At 60.1% G+C, this 16,415-nt stretch carries 9 protein-coding genes; 7 read left to right on the forward strand and 2 right to left on the reverse strand.

What is annotated here, in order from left to right; translation table 11 throughout:
* Positions 1 to 76: 76 nt before the first annotated feature.
* Positions 77 to 415, reverse strand: coding sequence for a P-II family nitrogen regulator (locus TM1040_RS09450; RefSeq protein ID WP_011538366.1), 339 nt, complete (start codon positions 413 to 415; stop codon positions 77 to 79).
* Between the two features lie 168 nt (positions 416 to 583).
* On the opposite strand from TM1040_RS09450, the gene TM1040_RS09455 reads away from it, so the two are divergent.
* Entirely contained in the window at positions 584 to 2,170 is a 1,587-nt protein-coding gene (locus tag TM1040_RS09455; protein ID WP_011538367.1) for a bifunctional ADP-dependent NAD(P)H-hydrate dehydratase/NAD(P)H-hydrate epimerase, read from the forward strand.
* Here TM1040_RS09455 and TM1040_RS09460 read toward each other — a convergent pair.
* Positions 2,167 to 2,715, reverse strand: a complete 549-nt coding sequence (locus tag TM1040_RS09460; RefSeq protein WP_011538368.1) for a Hint domain-containing protein — start codon at positions 2,713 to 2,715, stop codon at positions 2,167 to 2,169. The two genes, TM1040_RS09455 and TM1040_RS09460, sit on opposite strands and share 4 nt — an antisense overlap.
* Before the next feature lie 268 nt (positions 2,716 to 2,983).
* On the opposite strand from TM1040_RS09460, the gene TM1040_RS09465 reads away from it, so the two are divergent.
* The 6 genes from TM1040_RS09465 (at position 2,984) to TM1040_RS09490 (ending at position 16,086) form a co-directional block, all read left to right on the forward strand.
* Complete coding sequence (locus tag TM1040_RS09465; RefSeq protein ID WP_011538369.1) at positions 2,984 to 5,773, forward strand: bifunctional aconitate hydratase 2/2-methylisocitrate dehydratase; 2,790 nt, start codon at positions 2,984 to 2,986, stop codon at positions 5,771 to 5,773.
* 504 nt (positions 5,774 to 6,277) lie between these two features.
* Positions 6,278 to 8,560 carry a methyl-accepting chemotaxis protein gene (locus TM1040_RS09470; protein ID WP_254658887.1) on the forward strand — a complete coding sequence of 761 codons (2,283 nt, stop codon included), beginning with the start codon at positions 6,278 to 6,280 and terminating at the stop codon, positions 8,558 to 8,560.
* A gap of 637 nt (positions 8,561 to 9,197) precedes the next feature.
* Positions 9,198 to 12,944: a chemotaxis protein CheB gene (locus TM1040_RS09475; protein ID WP_011538371.1), complete on the forward strand. Its 3,747-nt coding sequence runs from the start codon at positions 9,198 to 9,200 to the stop codon at positions 12,942 to 12,944.
* A 4-nt stretch (positions 12,945 to 12,948) separates the two neighbouring features.
* The gene (locus tag TM1040_RS09480; protein WP_011538372.1) at positions 12,949 to 13,332 is read left to right on the forward strand and encodes a response regulator; all 384 of its coding nucleotides are present in this window, start codon (positions 12,949 to 12,951) and stop codon (positions 13,330 to 13,332) included.
* Between the two features lie 16 nt (positions 13,333 to 13,348).
* Entirely contained in the window at positions 13,349 to 15,694 is a 2,346-nt protein-coding gene (locus TM1040_RS09485) for a transporter substrate-binding domain-containing protein (protein WP_011538373.1), read from the forward strand.
* Positions 15,691 to 16,086 carry a response regulator gene (locus TM1040_RS09490; protein ID WP_011538374.1) on the forward strand — a complete coding sequence of 132 codons (396 nt, stop codon included), beginning with the start codon at positions 15,691 to 15,693 and terminating at the stop codon, positions 16,084 to 16,086. Before TM1040_RS09485 ends, TM1040_RS09490 begins: the two co-directional genes overlap by 4 nt.
* Positions 16,087 to 16,415: the final 329 nt, after the last annotated feature.

The following is a 16,415-nucleotide window of genomic DNA, read 5'->3' on the forward strand; positions in this document are numbered from 1 at the left end:
CCTCCGTGAGAAACTTGGGTGTTTCGGGGTGTTCATTGTTGCCCGGCGGCACGGGGTCGCGCGCAGGGCAGACCTCTTAAAGGGCGTCAGAGCCGGCTTCACCGGTCCGAATGCGGATGGCCTGTTCAACCGGGCTGACAAAAATCTTGCCATCGCCGATCTTGTCGGTCTTGGCCGCTGCCACGATCGCCTCGATGGCGGCGTCCACCTGATCGTCGTCGAGCACCACTTCGATTTTTACCTTGGGCAGAAAGTCCACGACATATTCTGCTCCGCGATAAAGCTCGGTATGGCCTTTTTGACGACCAAAGCCCTTAACCTCGATGACAGAGAGACCCTGAACGCCGACGTCCTGCAGCGCTTCTTTCACCTCGTCGAGCTTGAACGGCTTGATGATGGCTTCGATCTTTTTCATGTCGGGGCTCCTCGCAACCTTGTCGAATGTGGTCAGATCATTTTCAACTGAGCGCCACAATCCGTAAGCCAAGAGGCAGCCGGTCGTTTGATGCAGATTTCGGCGGGTGCGATGAATATTTAATCGGTGTGGTTAAAAAATAGGCAGAAGTGAATCGGAGGGGTGGAGATGGTTGAGGTTGTGACCGCGCAGCAGATGCGCGCGCTGGAGCAGGCGGCAATTGCGAGCGGGGCTGTGACGGGTTGCGAGCTTATGGAATGCGCGGGCAACGCGGTTGTGGCGGCGATTCTTGAGCACTGGCCGGAGTTTGCCGGTCGGGCTGACGGGGGCGCTGCCCCCCGGCCTGCGGCCGTCCCCCGGGATATTTCTGAAAAGCTGAAGCGCGCCGTGGTGCTTTGCGGGCCGGGCAACAATGGCGGTGACGGCTTTGTGGTGGCGCGGCTGCTGAAGCTCCGGGGCTGGGCGGTGGAGGTTTTTTTCTACGGGGATGCGGCGAAACTGCCAGCAGATGCCAAGGTGAATTACCAGCGCTGGTGCGCGCTTGGTGACGTGCATCGCCTTGATGCGGCAACGCTTGCGTCAGGGACCAAGGTGCAGCACGCGGATCTGGTTGTGGATGCGCTTTTTGGGACGGGGTTGACGCGTCCAGTGGATTTGCCGCTGGGAGTGATCTGTGAGGTCGCACGGAATGTGGTGGCGATTGATGTGCCCTCGGGGCTTTGCAGTGACAGCGGGCGTGTGATCGGGGCGGCTGCGGTGCAGGCGGATCTGACGGTCACCTTTCATGCACAGAAGCTGGGGCATGTGTTGGCGGAAGGGCCGCAGCACTGCGGGACGGTGAGGGTGGCCTCGATCGGGTTGGAGGGCCATGAGCTGCCCGTCGCAGCGGTGCCCACAGTATCTTTTGATGCACCGGATCACGCGGACCTCGCGAAGGGGTCTGGCGCGCATAAGTTTTCCTATGGCCATGCGCTGATCTTGTCTGGCGGAGCGGGACAGACGGGGGCGGCGCGGTTGGCGGCGCGCGGGGCGCTTCGGATCGGCGCGGGATTGGTGACGCTGGGTGTGTCCCCTGCCGCGCAGATGGAGGTGGCAGGCCATGTCACCGCCGTGATGCTGCGCCGCGTCGAGGGAGCGGACGGGTTGGAGGCTGTTCTGCAGGATGCGCGGATCAATGCGCTCTGTCTCGGGCCGGGGCTGGGGCATGAGCGGGCGCGGGCGCTTGTGCCGGTGGCGCTGGCGGCAGGGCGGGCAACGGTTCTGGATGCAGATGCGCTCTCAGCCTACTCTGACGCGCCGGATGCGCTGTTCGACCAGCTGCACAAAAACTGCGTTCTGACCCCACATGGGGGAGAGTTTGCGCGGCTGTTTCCGGATCTTGCGCAGCGGCTCGCAGAGCCCGCAACGCGCGGACCCGCCTATTCCAAGGTGGACGCCACCCGCGACGCCGCAGCGCGCGCGGGTTGCACCATCCTGTTCAAAGGGGCCGATACAGTGATTGCAGATGAAGCCGGCGACTGCGCGATTCATGACGCCGCTGGCGCGCGCGCGGCGCCCTGGCTGGCGACCGCGGGGGCCGGGGACGTGCTTGCTGGGTTTATCACGGGGCTTCTTGCGCGCGGTCTTGCCGCCCATGATGGGGCCACAACGGGGGCCTGGTTACATGCCGACTGCGCGCGGCAGTTTGGTCCGGGGCTGATCGCAGAGGATTTGCCTGAGCAACTGCCCCATGTGTTTCGCAAGTTGGGGCTCTAGAGCGGGCGGCATGCCTGCGGGATAGGGACGACCCTCGGGGCCAAGGTATCGTCGAAGGCATGCGCGCTCAGCACTTCCATGCCGCGCACATAGAGGACGGACGGCGCGTCGAGCCAGATCTGCACACAGTCCAACTGCTGCATGCCGGCCTCGGTGATATAGTGATCGTCAATGAGCGCCGCCGCCTGCACGCGCGCCTCGTGGCGGCCAAAGAGTGCCTCAGCCCGCCAATCCCGGACCAACACCAACTGGCGGGCAGGGAGAAGGACGTCCTGCTCGGGCTTGTCTGTGCCCAGAGCCTCGGCCGCAAAGCGGACCATCCGGCTGCGCGCGAATTGGCGGGTGATACGCGTGATGGGCTGAAGACCACGGTCGCGGGTGATCACATGGTCGCCCACGCTAAGCTTAGAGGCATGTTTATAGCCCGTGCGCGTCAGCACCTCGGTCGCAGCACCAATGCCACTGAGCGGACGCAGACCTGCGCGCACGCTCCGGGCGTGCTGATCCGATCCCGCGAGGGAGGGCGGTGACTTTGAATAGGACACAGGCGGGCCTCCCGGTGATACCGTGTGTGATGTGCAATGATGCAGGTTTCATCACTTGCGCGATAAATATGGCGAAAGAAGGCCGGAGATGAGGTGCATCTGAGCGCAGATGTGCTAATCAAGCGTCGGTAAACCAACCATGCGGGAACGGCTTGCAAGTCATTCTGCATTGGTATACTGCCGCATACAGCAAGCTTGTCACGGCTCGCCAAGAGCGTTTGCGACCCCCGTTTCAGGCTTTTTCTTACACAGGATCGTCGGGACCGTCATGAGCTTGTACACAGACTACCTAAATGAGATCGAAACCCGCAAAGGCGAGGGGCTGCACCCCAAGCCCATCGACGATGGCGCGCTGGTTGCGGAATTGATTGCGCAGATCAAGGACACCGGGAGCGAGCATCGTGAAGACTCTCTGAAGTTCTTCATTTACAACACCTTGCCCGGCACCACGAGCGCTGCAGGTGTCAAGGCGGCGTTTCTCAAAGAGATCATTCTGGGCGAGGCCGAGGTGGCTGAAATCACGCCCGAGTTCGCCTTTGAACTGCTGTCGCACATGAAGGGTGGTCCCTCGGTCGAGGTGCTTCTGGATCTGGCCCTCGGTGAGGATGCAGGGATCGCCCAGCAGGCCGCAGACGTGCTGAAGACACAGGTGTTCCTCTATGAGGCGGACACCGATCGTCTCGAAGCAGCTTACAAGGCTGGCAATGCGATTGCGCGTGAGATCCTCGAGAGCTACGCCAAGGCCGAGTTCTTTACCAAGCTTCCCGATGTGGATGATGAGATCAAGGTCGTGACCTACATCGCCGCCGAAGGCGATATCTCCACCGACCTTCTGTCCCCGGGCAATCAGGCGCACTCGCGTTCGGATCGGGAACTGCATGGCAAATGCATGATCTCCGAGGCGGCGCAAAAGGAGATCGAGGCGCTGAAGCTGCAGCACCCCGACAAGCGCGTGATGCTGATCGCGGAAAAAGGCACCATGGGCGTGGGCTCCTCGCGGATGTCCGGCGTCAACAACGTGGCGCTCTGGACCGGCAAACAAGCCAGCCCCTATGTGCCGTTTGTGAACTATGCCCCTGTGGTTGCGGGCACCAATGGCATCTCGCCGATTTTCCTCACCACCGTGGGCGTGACCGGCGGCATTGGCCTCGACCTCAAGAACTGGGTCAAGAAGGTCGATAGCGACGGCAAGGCGATCCTCAACAACGACGGCAACCCGGTGCTGGAGCAGAAGTATTCTGTTGAAACCGGCACGGTGCTGAAGATCGACACCAAGAACAAGAAGCTCCTGAGCGAAGACGGCGAGGAGCTGGTGGATGTCTCGTCCGCGTTTACGCCCCAGAAGGTCGAGTTCATGAAGGCGGGCAGCTCTTATGCCATCGTCTTTGGCAAGAAACTGCAGACATTTGCGGCCGAGACCCTCGGCATCGAGGCGCCGCTGGTCTTTGCACCGGCGAAAGAAGTCAGCCACGAGGGCCAGGGCCTGACTGCGGTTGAAAAGATCTTTAACCGCAATGCCGTGGGCAGCACGCCGGGCAAGACGCTCCATGCGGGCTCTGACGTGCGCGTGAAGGTCAACATTGTCGGCTCTCAGGACACCACTGGTCTCATGACCTCGCAAGAACTGGAGGCCATGGCGGCCACCGTGATCTCGCCGACCGTGGATGGGGCCTATCAGTCCGGCTGTCACACCGCGTCCGTGTGGGACAAGAAGGCACAGGCCAACATTCCGCGTCTGATGAAGTTCATGAACAACTTCGGCCTGATCACCGCGCGCGATCCAAAGGATCAGTATCACGCGATGACCGACGTGATCCATAAGGTGCTGAACGACCTCACCGTGGATGACTGGGACATCATCATCGGCGGCGACAGCCACACCCGCATGTCCAAAGGCGTGGCCTTTGGTGCGGACTCGGGTACCGTGGCGCTGGCGCTGGCAACCGGTGAGGCGACCATGCCAATCCCCGAGTCGGTCAAAGTGACCTTCAAGGGCAAGATGGCCGACCATATGGACTTCCGCGATGTGGTTCACGCCACCCAGGCGCAGATGCTCAAGCAGCATGGCGACAACGTCTTCCAGGGCCGCGTCATCGAGGTCCACATCGGCACGCTCCTGGCAGACCAGGCCTTTACCTTCACCGACTGGACGGCCGAGATGAAGGCCAAGGCGTCGATCTGTATCTCCAATGACGATACGCTCATCGGCTCGCTCGAGCTCGCCAAGAGCCGCATCCAGATCATGATCGACAAAGGCATGGACAACGAGGCGGGTACCCTCCAGGGGCTGATCGACAAGGCCGACAAGCGCATCGCCGAGATCCGCTCCGGTGAGAAGCCGGCCCTGTCGCCCGACGACAGCGCCAAGTATTACGCCGAAGTGGTGGTCGATCTCGACGAGATCAACGAGCCGATGATTGCCGACCCGGACGTCAACAACGAGGACGTCTCCAAGCGCTACACCCACGACACCATCCGTCCGATCTCTTTCTATAACGCAGAGAAAAAGGTCGATCTTGGCTTTGTGGGCTCCTGCATGGTGCACAAGGGAGACATGAAGATCGTGGCGCAGATGCTCAAGAACCTCGAGAAAGCCAACGGCAAGGTCGAGTTCAAGGCTCCGCTCGTGGTGGCCGCGCCGACCTACAACATCATCGACGAGATGAAGGCCGAAGGTGACTGGGAGATCCTGCAGAAATACTCGGGCTTTGAGTTCGACGATCTGTTCCCGAAATCGCAGGCGCGGACCGAGTATGAAAACATCCTCTATCTGGAGCGTCCGGGCTGTAACCTCTGCATGGGCAACCAGGAAAAGGCCGCCAAGGGTGACACCGTTCTGGCCACATCGACCCGCCTGTTCCAGGGCCGTGTGGTGGAAGATGCCGCCGAGAAGAAAGGCGAGAGCCTTCTTGCCTCGACCCCGGTTGTGGTGCTCTCGGCCATTCTGGGTCGCACGCCAACGATCGAGGAATACAAGACCGCCGTGGAGGGTATTGACCTCACCAAATTTGCCCCTCCGGTCGAAAAACCGGCAGGAACGCGCTCGGCGCATTTCTAAACACCTCTGCGCGGCGCAGACGGCTTTCTGGGGGCAATATGCTCACAGGTGACGTCCGCGGCGCGCAGTCTGGAAAGGTCAGACCGACCGCCAGAATCCGGCCCATCGGATGGCACATTCGGTCTTTGAACAACAAAGGGCGTCTCCTATTGGGAGGCGCCTTTTTTCAATCAGAGCGGTCCTGGAGTAAAAATTGCGCGGCTGTGAGCGCAAAGGTTTCCCAGAAATTGACGGTTCGTGAACTTAGCGCAAGGGAAGCGAAATCAGGCCGCAAAGTGGCAGCAAAACGTTAGATTCATGAAGTTTAAAGGCATATCTGCTTATTTTTTCGCCAGGTTACAGGTTTGATGTGCCGCCTCGAATGTTGTTCCGGGGCGGATTGTAAACGAGGGATCGAAGATGTTGCGTTTGAGTAATCTTAAACTCGGTTTGAAATTACCCCTTTTGATTGTATTTCCAGTTGTCGTGATTGTGCTCGTTTCAGGCGCGCTGCAGTTGTTCCAGATGAAGCAGGCGGTGGAACGCGAGCATGAAGTCTCCTTCCTCGGTGTTGTGGAGGGGCGCAAAGACGCGCTGGAATACTGGCTTGCCGAAGTTGAGGCAGAGGTCGTCGCTCTTTCTGACAGCTACGCCGTCAGATTGGCGACACAGGAATTCTCGGAGGCCTGGCAGACTTTTGACGGGGAGGCGTCCTCGGCGCTGCGCAGTCTCTATATTGACGATAACCCCAACCCGGTCGGCCAGAAAGATGTCCTGAATACCGCCGAGGATGGCTCGGCTTGGTCACAGGTGCATGAACGCCATCACGCCGGTCTGCGCGCGCATCTTCGCGCTCATGGCTATTATGATGTCTTCCTCTTCGATCTGGACGGGAACCTGATCTATTCGGTGTTCAAGGAGGATGATTTTGGCCTGAACTTTGAAACCGGGAAATACAAGGAAAGCGGTCTAGGCCAAGTCTACCGCAATGGGCTGACCCTCGCAGAGGGGCAGTTCTTCATGAGTTCCATGGCGCCCTATGCGCCCAGTGCCGGCGCGCAGGCGATGTTCATGTCGACGCCCGTGTTTCTCGAGGGAGAGCGCATCGGGGTGCTGGCGGTTCAGTTCCCGCTTGATGGCATCATGCATATTCTGTCGCAATCCGAGCAACTTGGCGAAACCGGCGTGGTCTATCTGGTCAATGAGCAAGGGCTGTCTCTGACCGCGTCCCCTCGTGAGGGTGGGTTTGCCGCCTTCGAGGCGTTGCCGGAGCGCGAACAGATCAAGAGCGCCCTCTCGGGCCAGTCCGGCTATTTTGATCCCGTGGTGGGGATGCATGGGGATGAGGTCCTCGCGGCCACGACCAGCGTGACCGTTCCCAACGGGAGCGAATGGGGGCTGGTGCTGGAAATCAACCACGATGAGGCGATGGCAGTTGTCAACACGGCGATACGCAGCGCCGTGATCGAATTGGCCATTACCATCGCGTTGGTTGTTGGCATCTCGAGCATGGCGGTGCGCGGCCTGGTAAAACGCCTCGAACGCCTTGCGGGCCATGTGGAGAGCCTCGCTGACGAAAACTATGAAGAGGAAATCTCGGGTTGCGATCAGCGCGACGAGGTGGGCTTTATTTCCGAGACATTGGTTCACCTGCAGGGGCGCTTGCAGGAAGGGGCTGCGGCCAAAGAACGCGAGCGTGTGATCCAGGAGGGCAATGAGATGGTTGTCCGCACGCTCAGCAAGGCCTTGATGAACCTCGCCAAAGGCGACTTTCGCAACCATATCCTCGAGTTTTTCCCGGTCGAACACAAGAAACTGCGCTACAGCATCAATGATGCGATGACGGAGTTGAGCGATGTGATCGAAGAGGTGCGCGAGGTGGCCAGTAGCATCTCCAAAGGTGCTGCGGAGCTGAGCGAATCTGCGGACGACATGTCTTCGCGCACCGAAAGCCAGGCCGCCACGCTTGAAGAGACCGCCGCCGCGCTAGAAGAAGTCACGGCGAGCGTCAAATCTGCCAATGAACACGTCATGAATGTGGAGCACACCGTCAGCCAGGCGCGCGGCATGGCCGAGAACAGCGGTGTGATCGTGACCGAAACCATTGAGGCGATGAACGGGATCGAGAGCTCTTCGCAACAGATCAGCCAGATCATTAGCGTCATTGACGATATTTCGTTCCAGACCAACCTCTTGGCCCTGAACGCAGGGGTTGAGGCCGCACGCGCAGGTGAGGCGGGACGCGGCTTTGCGGTTGTTGCCTCCGAGGTGCGCAGCCTCGCCCAGCGGTCCTCCGAAGCGGCGTTGGAAATCAAGACCCTGATCGAAACCAGTGGCGAGCAGGTCGGGCGCGGGGTGCAGATGGTTGGCAAGACCGGCGATGCGCTGACACAGATCGTGGATCAGGTGAAGGAAATCGCAGGCCTCATCGAAGAGATCGCCAAATCTTCGCAAGAACAATCGACCGCGCTCATCGAAATCAACGTGGGCATGTCGCAGCTTGATCAAGTCACTCAGGCGAACGCGGCTATGGTCGAAGAGAACACAGCGGCTTCGCATCTCTTGCGCCAGGACTCGCAGCGTCTTGCAGAATTTGTGAGCCGGTTCCGCACGCAGAAAGACGCCAAATCCGAAGAGGCGCCCAAGGCCTTGCCGGTTCCGGCAGAAGCTGCAAAACCCACAGCTCACGGGGAAGAGTGGCAAGACAGCGCCACCGAGGCGACCCCGGTCACCGTCGACCTGGCTGCCGACGAGGTGGACGACGTGCCCCAACCAAAGCGCGCAAATGAAAGATGGTCGGATTTCTGACACTCCACGCGTGCCCTGCGCAAGAGTTCTAGGGCGCGCCTGCCCCCTCAGGCCACAAACCAAGAGCGTGCCGGTTCACGGCCGCTCTTTTTCGTTTTTCCTGTGCGCGATGCGGCGGTGAACAGCATTCGTGCCATGCAGCACTTGTTTTGGCTTTGGCCGTGGCATCCACCTGACCAAAAGGCGGGGATACCGTGTGAGGGCGAGAGGCGGGGGAGGGACGCCGACCATTTCTAAGCTCCCGCAGCACGTGCCATTTCCAGTGCGCTGCGCCCCTCGGCGAACATGACTGACGGAAGCGCCGCATCACGCGCGCCAGGGCAGCGATTGTGATGAAAATCGAGCTGCATAATTTGCCGCTTTGGCAGGGACTTAGGGCGCGATGCACGCTGGACCTGACAAGAGACACCAGCTAGGCTTGCGCATAGGTTGCGCGGCGACCTGAGGTTTTGAGGGCGGAGCCTGCGGATTGTCTGAGCAAGAGGTCCGAAATATCGCGCCTTAGTAAGTCGGGACCGGGGTAAATCGGGACCGGGACGGTAACACCGGTCAGGTAGTGCCGGTGAAACATGACCGGTACATAAGACTGGTACTCAAGATTGGTACTCAAGACTGGGTAGGCGGTTCAACAACGACCATGACAGAAAACAACATCTCGCCGCTACACCCTGCGCAAACCGGGGCGCACCGCAAGATCGGCAAGGTCGATGAGCGGTTCTACATTGTTGGTGTCGGGGCCTCTGCCGGGGGGCTTGATGCCATCAAGCAGCTTCTGGCGCGTGTGCCTGTGGATTTTGCGCATAGTTTCGTGGTCGTTCAGCACCTGTCGCCGGACTACAAATCCGTGATGACTGAAATCCTCGGGCGAGAGACGCAGCACAAGGTTGTCGAGGTGTCCGACAACATGCGCGTCGAGCCAAAGCATATCTATGTCATCCCACCGGGGGCCAATATCGTCATCCAGGGCACCGAGGACGATTTGGATGATCGTGTGATCGGATCCAGCGCCGCCCCTTCAGCATCCAAGCCTGTTCATGAGGGGTTGCGGTTCTCGCTTTTGGCGCCGCAACCGCGCCCGGCGCTGAACCTGCCGATCGACATCTTCTTTCGCTCGCTGGCCGAGGCTGTGGGCAAGCGTGCCATCGGTGTGATCCTGTCAGGTACCGGCTCGGACGGCAGCCGTGGGTTGCGTTCGATCAAGGACCGTGAGGGGCTGGTGATCGCGCAGGAGCCCGCCACCTGCGGGTTTGACGGGATGCCGCAACAGGCCATCGCCACCGGGCTTGTAGATCAGGTGCTGCAACCTGATGATATTGTTGGTGAAATATCCAGGTTTATCGATTTGCGAGACCGTGGGATCTCGGACGTGGACGAGATTTTCGACGGTGCGCAGGACAGCTTTCGCGCGATCCTGGAAACGGTCAGCAAACAGGCCGAGATCGATTTTGCGCTCTACAAGGAGCCGACTCTGCAGCGCCGGATCGCCCGGCGTATGGGGTTTCTTGGGCTGAGCAATCTTGAAGATTACCTGAGCTATCTCGGCGAAAACTCCGGCGAAGTCCAACTCCTCTACCGCGAGTTTCTGGTCGGAGTGACCAACTTCTTTCGGGATCTGCCAGTCTGGCAGGCGATGGAAACCCGGGTGCTGGAACGTCTGTTTGCAGAAGGCGACACTGATCAGCCTTTGCGGGTGTGGTCGGCGGGCTGCTCCACGGGGGAAGAGGCCTATACGCTTGCGATGCTGTTGCAGAAGTTTCGCGACGACAACCAGATCGAGCGTGATTTCCGGATCTATGCCACCGATGTGAATGAAAACGCGATCAACACCGCCAAACAGGGCATCTATCCCGATCACACGCTGGAAGAAATTCCCGAGGCCTATCGCAACGCGGGATATATCACGCATCATCCGGGCACATTCGCGATCTCGCCCACCATTCGCAGCCAGATCGTTTTTGCGGTCCACGACATTACGCTTGATCCGCCCTATACGCGGACCGATCTTATCGTGTGCCGGAACCTGCTGATCTATCTCGGCCCCGATGTGCAGGCCAAAGTCATGGTGAACTTCTCCATGTCCCTCAGGATAAACGGCTATCTGCTGCTGGGCGCGGCAGAGACACCCGGCTCTGACGGGGTGCGGTTCGAGTATTTCATGGGCAAGGAGCGTATCTTTCGTAACAAGCGCGTGGCGCGTGCGGGCAGTGGGCGGGCCAAGCTGGCCACGCAGATGCCAGCCCTTGGGATGCTGCCGCGAACGCGGCGCATGATGTCCTCAGGTCTGTCAATCCAGGATGACCTCAGCGCGCTGTTCCAGTTTTCCCTAGAGGCTGGCCAGATGTCGATCTGCGTGCTGGATCAGGGTTCCAATATTCTGAAAACATTCGGGAATATGCAGACCCTTCTGCATATTCCCGAAGGCGGGTTCTCCACCAACATCTTCGATCTCTGCGATGATCGTCTGCGTAGTTCCATCGCGCTGGTGGTCCGTGGTGTCGAGGATCAGACCACCGCACAGGCCTCGGATATGCGTCTGATCGAGGGTGACAGCGTGCGAACCGTGTCAGTGTCTGCGCGCAAGATCATCTGGGAAGGCCATGCCTCTGCTGTTGCGCTTTTTGTGCGGCAGATCACGCAGACCCTGCCCAAAGCGGCGGCCGAGAACAGTGACGAAGAACCTCAGATCGAGAGGAGCGCCTATATCGAACATCTCGAGAGCGAGGTGCGCTCGCTTCAGGAGATGCTCGGGGTGACGGCGCAGGATCTTGGTGCTTCGAACGAGGAGTTGCAGGCCGCCAATGAGGAGTTGATCGCCGCAAACGAGGAGCTGCAGGCCAACAACGAGGAAACCCAGAGCATCAATGAAGAGCTCCATACGGTGAACAGCGAGAACATTGATCGCATCGCCGAGCTCGAAGAGGTGAATGCGGATGTCGACAACCTGCTGGAGACGGCAGCTCTGGGGATCTTGTTGCTCGACACCGATATGTGCATTCGCCGCTTCAGTGCCGGGGTGACGCGCTATCTGGATCTCAAACACAGCGATCTGGGTCGCCCGCTCGAGAGCTTTGCCACCGCGCTGCTGCCCGAGGCTGTCACGCTGCTGGTGGATGATGCCCGGCTGGCGCGGGATCAGGGCGAGGAAACCCAACGCGAGCTGCGTCGGCGCGATGGCGGTTTTGTACAGACCCGCGTGCGCCGCTTTAACCGCCAGCGCGGAGACTCGCATGGGGTGGTGATCACCTTGCTCGACATCACGGATACCAAACTGCTCGAGCAGGAGGCCCGGCGTCAGAGCGAAATCCTGTCCAGTGTGCTGGAGAGCGAGGAATCCGGCTATTGGGATTGGAATATCCCAGAGGATAAACTCTATATCAGTCGCCGTTTTGTGGAGTTCCTGGGCTTTGGCGTCGGGGAACTGGCGCCAAATTCCTCAGCGTGGCAGGGCCTGATCCACAGCGATGACCGACCGCAGTTTCACGAGGCGTATCGGGCACATGTGAACGCGCGCGGCGAGGTGCCCTTCCTGATCGAGGCGCGCTATCTCACCAAGGAGGGTGAGGAGGTCTGGATCAGGAGCCGCGGTCAAGTGACCGATTGGGGGCAGGACCATCGCCCCTTGCGCATGATCGGCGTTCACCAGAACATCAGTGACCTCAGGGCGCGCGAGGATGACATTGAGAAACGCGCTGATGACATGCGCCGCTTCGCCTATGTTCTGGCGCATGATCTCAAGCAACCGCTGAACACCATCGAGGGCAGCGTTCAGGCGCTCGACGAGGAACTCCCCAAGACGCTGGACGCCGATATTCACGAGCTCATGCGCTTTTTGCAGCAGGGCACGCAGCGGCTTAAAGCGCGGGTGAATGCGGTTCTGGACTATGCGCGTTTGCAGGATCAGACCACCCGGTTTGAACCCTGTGATCTTGCGCAGATCATCGACGCATGTCTTGTCGATCTCGAGGACACGGTGGCGCAGGCCAATGCGGAAATCGTGGTCGAGCCTTTGCCCGCTGTATCTGGCACCCCGGAGCTGCTGGTGCGCCTGATGCGGAACCTTCTGAGCAACGCCTTGAAATTCCGCGATCCGGCGCGACCGTTGAAGATCACGATTGCCGCGATCAACGCCCCCTATGGCCGCGTGGGGCTCCGGGTGGATGATACCGGCATAGGTATCGCGCCGCAGGATCGCGCGCGGGTGTTTGAGCTCTTTTCACGATTGCATGTCGAGTCAGAGATCGAAGGCAGCGGCCTTGGTCTGGCGATGTGCGATCAGATTGTGTCCATCCACGGTGGGCAGCTCGAGGTGGTCGAAGCCGAGACCGGCGGCGCCAGCTTCCGTTTCACCCTACCGGCAGCCCCTGCCGCCCCAGACGGAGCGTGACGCCATGACGACCTCGTCCCCCCGGATCCTGTTGATCGACGACTGCGATGCGGATCGCTATTTTTTCAAACGCAACCTGCGCAAGCTCGATCCGGAAGCAAGATTGATCGAATTTGCCTATGCGGATGAGGCGCTCGAATATCTGAAGACCCCCGGAAAGGCGCCTGTGGACTTCATCTTTGTCGATATCGACATGCCCAGACTGAACGGGTTTCAATTCGCGGATGTCTATCATTCGCTTTATCCTGAACTAAAAGGGCATGCGCGGCTTTTTGTCTGCTCGTCCTCCATCGACCCAACGCACCGCCAGCGCACAGAAGACCATCCCGACATCGACGGGTTCTATGAAAAGCCGCTGTCGCGTGATGCACTGAACGAGATCCTCTGAGATGGGGGGGCTGCGCATGCTCTTCTTGGGTCTGTTGACCTTTGCGTGTGCCTTGGCTCTCTTGATGGGCGCCTCTCTGGCGCAATCTCAGGAGACCGTGCGGGTCCCATGGACCGAAGCTCCGCCGATGATGATGTCCGATGCAGAGGGTCAGCCAAGCGGATTTACAGTGGAGCTGGCGCAGATGCTCGCCCAAGAGGCGGGCTTTGACATTGAGTTTCGCCACTATGACCGTATCGATGAGGTCACAGCCGCGCAGGCGCGTGGCGAGACGGATATGCTCGCCGGTGTTGATTTGATTGACGTTTTTCAGCCCCAGAACCGGATTTCCGATCCCATCGCGCGGATCACGGTCTCCCTTGCGGTGCCAACGGAACGGGCCGAGCAGTTTGATCCAACCAATCTGGACGGCAAGCGCGTCGCGGTGATCCCACCGATCCTAGGCTCTGATCCGGACTTGTTGCCGGGGGCCACGCTGGTGAATCATACTAATCCCGAGGCGGCGTTGGTTTCGGTATTGTCGGGGCAGGCGGATGCAATGTCCTACTCCACCAATGTGACCTTTGCCATGTTGCGTGCTGCGCGTCTGGATGGTCGGATTGCCTTTTTGGACCCGCCGCTTTTGGAAACAACACGTGGCGTGGTGGTGCACCAGAGCCGGCCGGAGCTTCTGGAGCGGATCAATGCGGTGCTGCCCCAACTTGAGGCCAAGGGCAGCCTGCAGGCGCTGCGCGAGAAATACCTGCTGGCTATTCCGGCGCCTGTGCCGGACACGCTGACCGTGGGGGTACATCATGTGCCGCCTTTTGTGTCGATCTCTGAGGATGGCACGCCGGGCGGGTTCGGGGTCGAAATTCTTGAGAGCCTCGCGGAACGGGCCGGGCTCAAACTGCGCTATCAGCGTATTACCGACGCCGAATTTGGCCGCGGCCCGCGACAGGGTGGGGTGGATGTTATGCCGATGATGGCCTCGAACCCGACCCGTCGCGCGCGAATGGATTTTACCTTTCCCGTGCATCGGGTGCCGTTTTCAATCTTCACCCTGCATGAGGCGGCGATTGCGCCGCAGGGTCTGGATGATCTGATCGGGCTCAGGGTCGGGGTCGAGGATGGCAAGAACGCCGCCCAGTTGGCGGAGGTGCATGGCGGTCTGACGCTTTCGTATCACGAGGGCAAGGACGGCATCATGAACGCGCTGCTGCAAGGGCAGGTGGATGCCGTGTTGGCGCCCAACTCTGCCTTCACATCGCATCTTGAGCGAAACCACCTGCGCGACAAGGTCCTCATCAGCCGGGAGCCCTTTTATACATCCGAGTCCGGGCCTGCATTGCGATTGGGGCTGGGGGAGGTCCGGGAGGCGCTGAACGCGGTGATCCCGGCCTATCTGATCTCGGAGGATTATGAGCGGCTGCAGCAGGAGTGGTTTGGCACTCCCACCTTCTGGACGTCTGCCCGGCTGCGCATGCTGCTGGCGCTTGGGCTTGCGTTCCTTCTGTTCGCGCTTGGCTTTGGCATCTGGCAAAAGATGCAGCGCTCGCGCGCGCAGGAACGTCAGGCCCGCCTGTTGCAGCAATCGCGCCAGCTTGAGGTCCTGGTGGACGAACTCGAGCGCTCGAACCGGGAACTCGACAGTTTTGCCGATATTGCCTCTCACGATCTCAAGGAACCGCTGCGCGGCATCCAGTGGCAGGTTCAGGCGCTGCAGGAGCGCGCGGCAGAGGCGCTGCCGGAGGAAATCTGCCGTATCGAGCAGCTCTGCGCACAGATGGAGACCACGATTTCGGATCTGTTGGCCTCTGCTCAGCATCGCGGCAAGGGCAGTGACATCGCCGACATCGAAACCGGTGACGTGGTCGATGAGATCCGCACCGAGCTTGCAGAGCTTCTGACAGAGACCAAGGGGGAGCTCCGCGTGGAGACGCCCTTGCCGCGCGTGCATGCCAGCCGAGCCAAAGCCAAGGTCGTGTTTCAGAACCTTATCGCCAATGGTCTGATCTACAATCGGTCCGACACTCCGGTTGTGCGCGTCGGCTATCTGAGCGAGGACACCCCCGACGACAGCGGGCTCTTGCATGTGTTTTATGTGCGCGACAACGGCATCGGCATCGCGACCGAGGATCAGGGGCAGATTTTCCAGCCGGGCGTGCGGGGCAAACACTCTGGCATGCGACGCTTGCCCGGCACCGGGGGAAATGGTCTAGGCCTTTCCTTTGCCAAAGAAATCGTGGAAAGTTACGGCCAGTTGATCGCATTTGAAACCACCCCCGGAGAGGGGACTACCTTTTACTTTTCGCTGCCCAATGCGAAAGGTGAAGAGGCGATTTCTGTGACGGGCGAGGCGAGATTGGCGGACGCAAAATGACCAAGGTTCTGATTGTCGATGACAGCCCGGAGGACACCGAGATGCTGCGCAGGTTCTGCAGCGAGCTGCCCTCCTGCGTGATCGAGACCGCTGCCAGCGGTAGCGAGGGCGTGGCGCGGTTTGAAAAATGGCACGCAGATTGCGTACTGCTGGACTATCACCTCGCCGATAACAATGGTCTTTCGGTACTGGCGGATCTCAAGGCGCGCGATCCCTTTGTACCGGTGATCGTTCTGTCGGGACGCGGCAGCGAAGAGCTGGCTGCGGCCACGATGAAAGCTGGCGCCACGCGCTATCTGACCAAGCGCGGGCTGTCGCTTGATATGCTGCGCACCGCCATCGAGGCCTCGATCCGATGGATGCAGCACGCAGCCTTATCGCAGCGCAAATAGGTGCTGCTGGCCAGCCCTCGCTGCACCCGAGGCGCCGGGGTGTGGCTCCGTTTCCCAAAACCGATTGCCGTGGTTGACGCCAGCCCAGCGGGGGCGCCCGCGCTGGGTTTGCGTGTGTGTCGGACGCCCCGCTGCGGGCGCGATGCCTTTTGTGCTGAGGTGCGGCGAAGGGCTTGATTCGATGCCTGCCCGCCCTCCACACCGAGCCATGCACAGAGCGACTACCTGAGTCTTTGAAAAATCAAACGTCAGGGGTTGAAGTCGACCAGGTAAATTCCTTGCCGGATCAGCCCATTGGCGAAAAAGTGCCTTTGTTACAGCGCTCCCCC

The sequence above is a fragment of the Ruegeria sp. TM1040 genome, from assembly GCF_000014065.1.
Taxonomy (GTDB): Bacteria; Pseudomonadota; Alphaproteobacteria; order Rhodobacterales; family Rhodobacteraceae; genus Epibacterium.

Excerpts from the sequence above, each read along its gene's own strand:
- TM1040_RS09450 (WP_011538366.1), bottom strand. The coding sequence starts at position 415 with ATGAAAAAGATCGAAGCCATCATCAAGCCGTTCAAGCTCGACGAGGTG.
- TM1040_RS09455 (WP_011538367.1), top strand. The coding sequence starts at position 584 with ATGGTTGAGGTTGTGACCGCGCAGCAGATGCGCGCGCTGGAGCAGGCG.
- TM1040_RS09465 (WP_011538369.1), top strand. The coding sequence starts at position 2,984 with ATGAGCTTGTACACAGACTACCTAAATGAGATCGAAACCCGCAAAGGC.
- TM1040_RS09470 (WP_254658887.1), top strand. The coding sequence starts at position 6,278 with ATGAAGCAGGCGGTGGAACGCGAGCATGAAGTCTCCTTCCTCGGTGTT.
- TM1040_RS09475 (WP_011538371.1), top strand. The coding sequence starts at position 9,198 with ATGACAGAAAACAACATCTCGCCGCTACACCCTGCGCAAACCGGGGCG.
- TM1040_RS09480 (WP_011538372.1), top strand. The coding sequence starts at position 12,949 with ATGACGACCTCGTCCCCCCGGATCCTGTTGATCGACGACTGCGATGCG.
- TM1040_RS09485 (WP_011538373.1), top strand. The coding sequence starts at position 13,349 with ATGCTCTTCTTGGGTCTGTTGACCTTTGCGTGTGCCTTGGCTCTCTTG.
- TM1040_RS09490 (WP_011538374.1), top strand. The coding sequence starts at position 15,691 with ATGACCAAGGTTCTGATTGTCGATGACAGCCCGGAGGACACCGAGATG.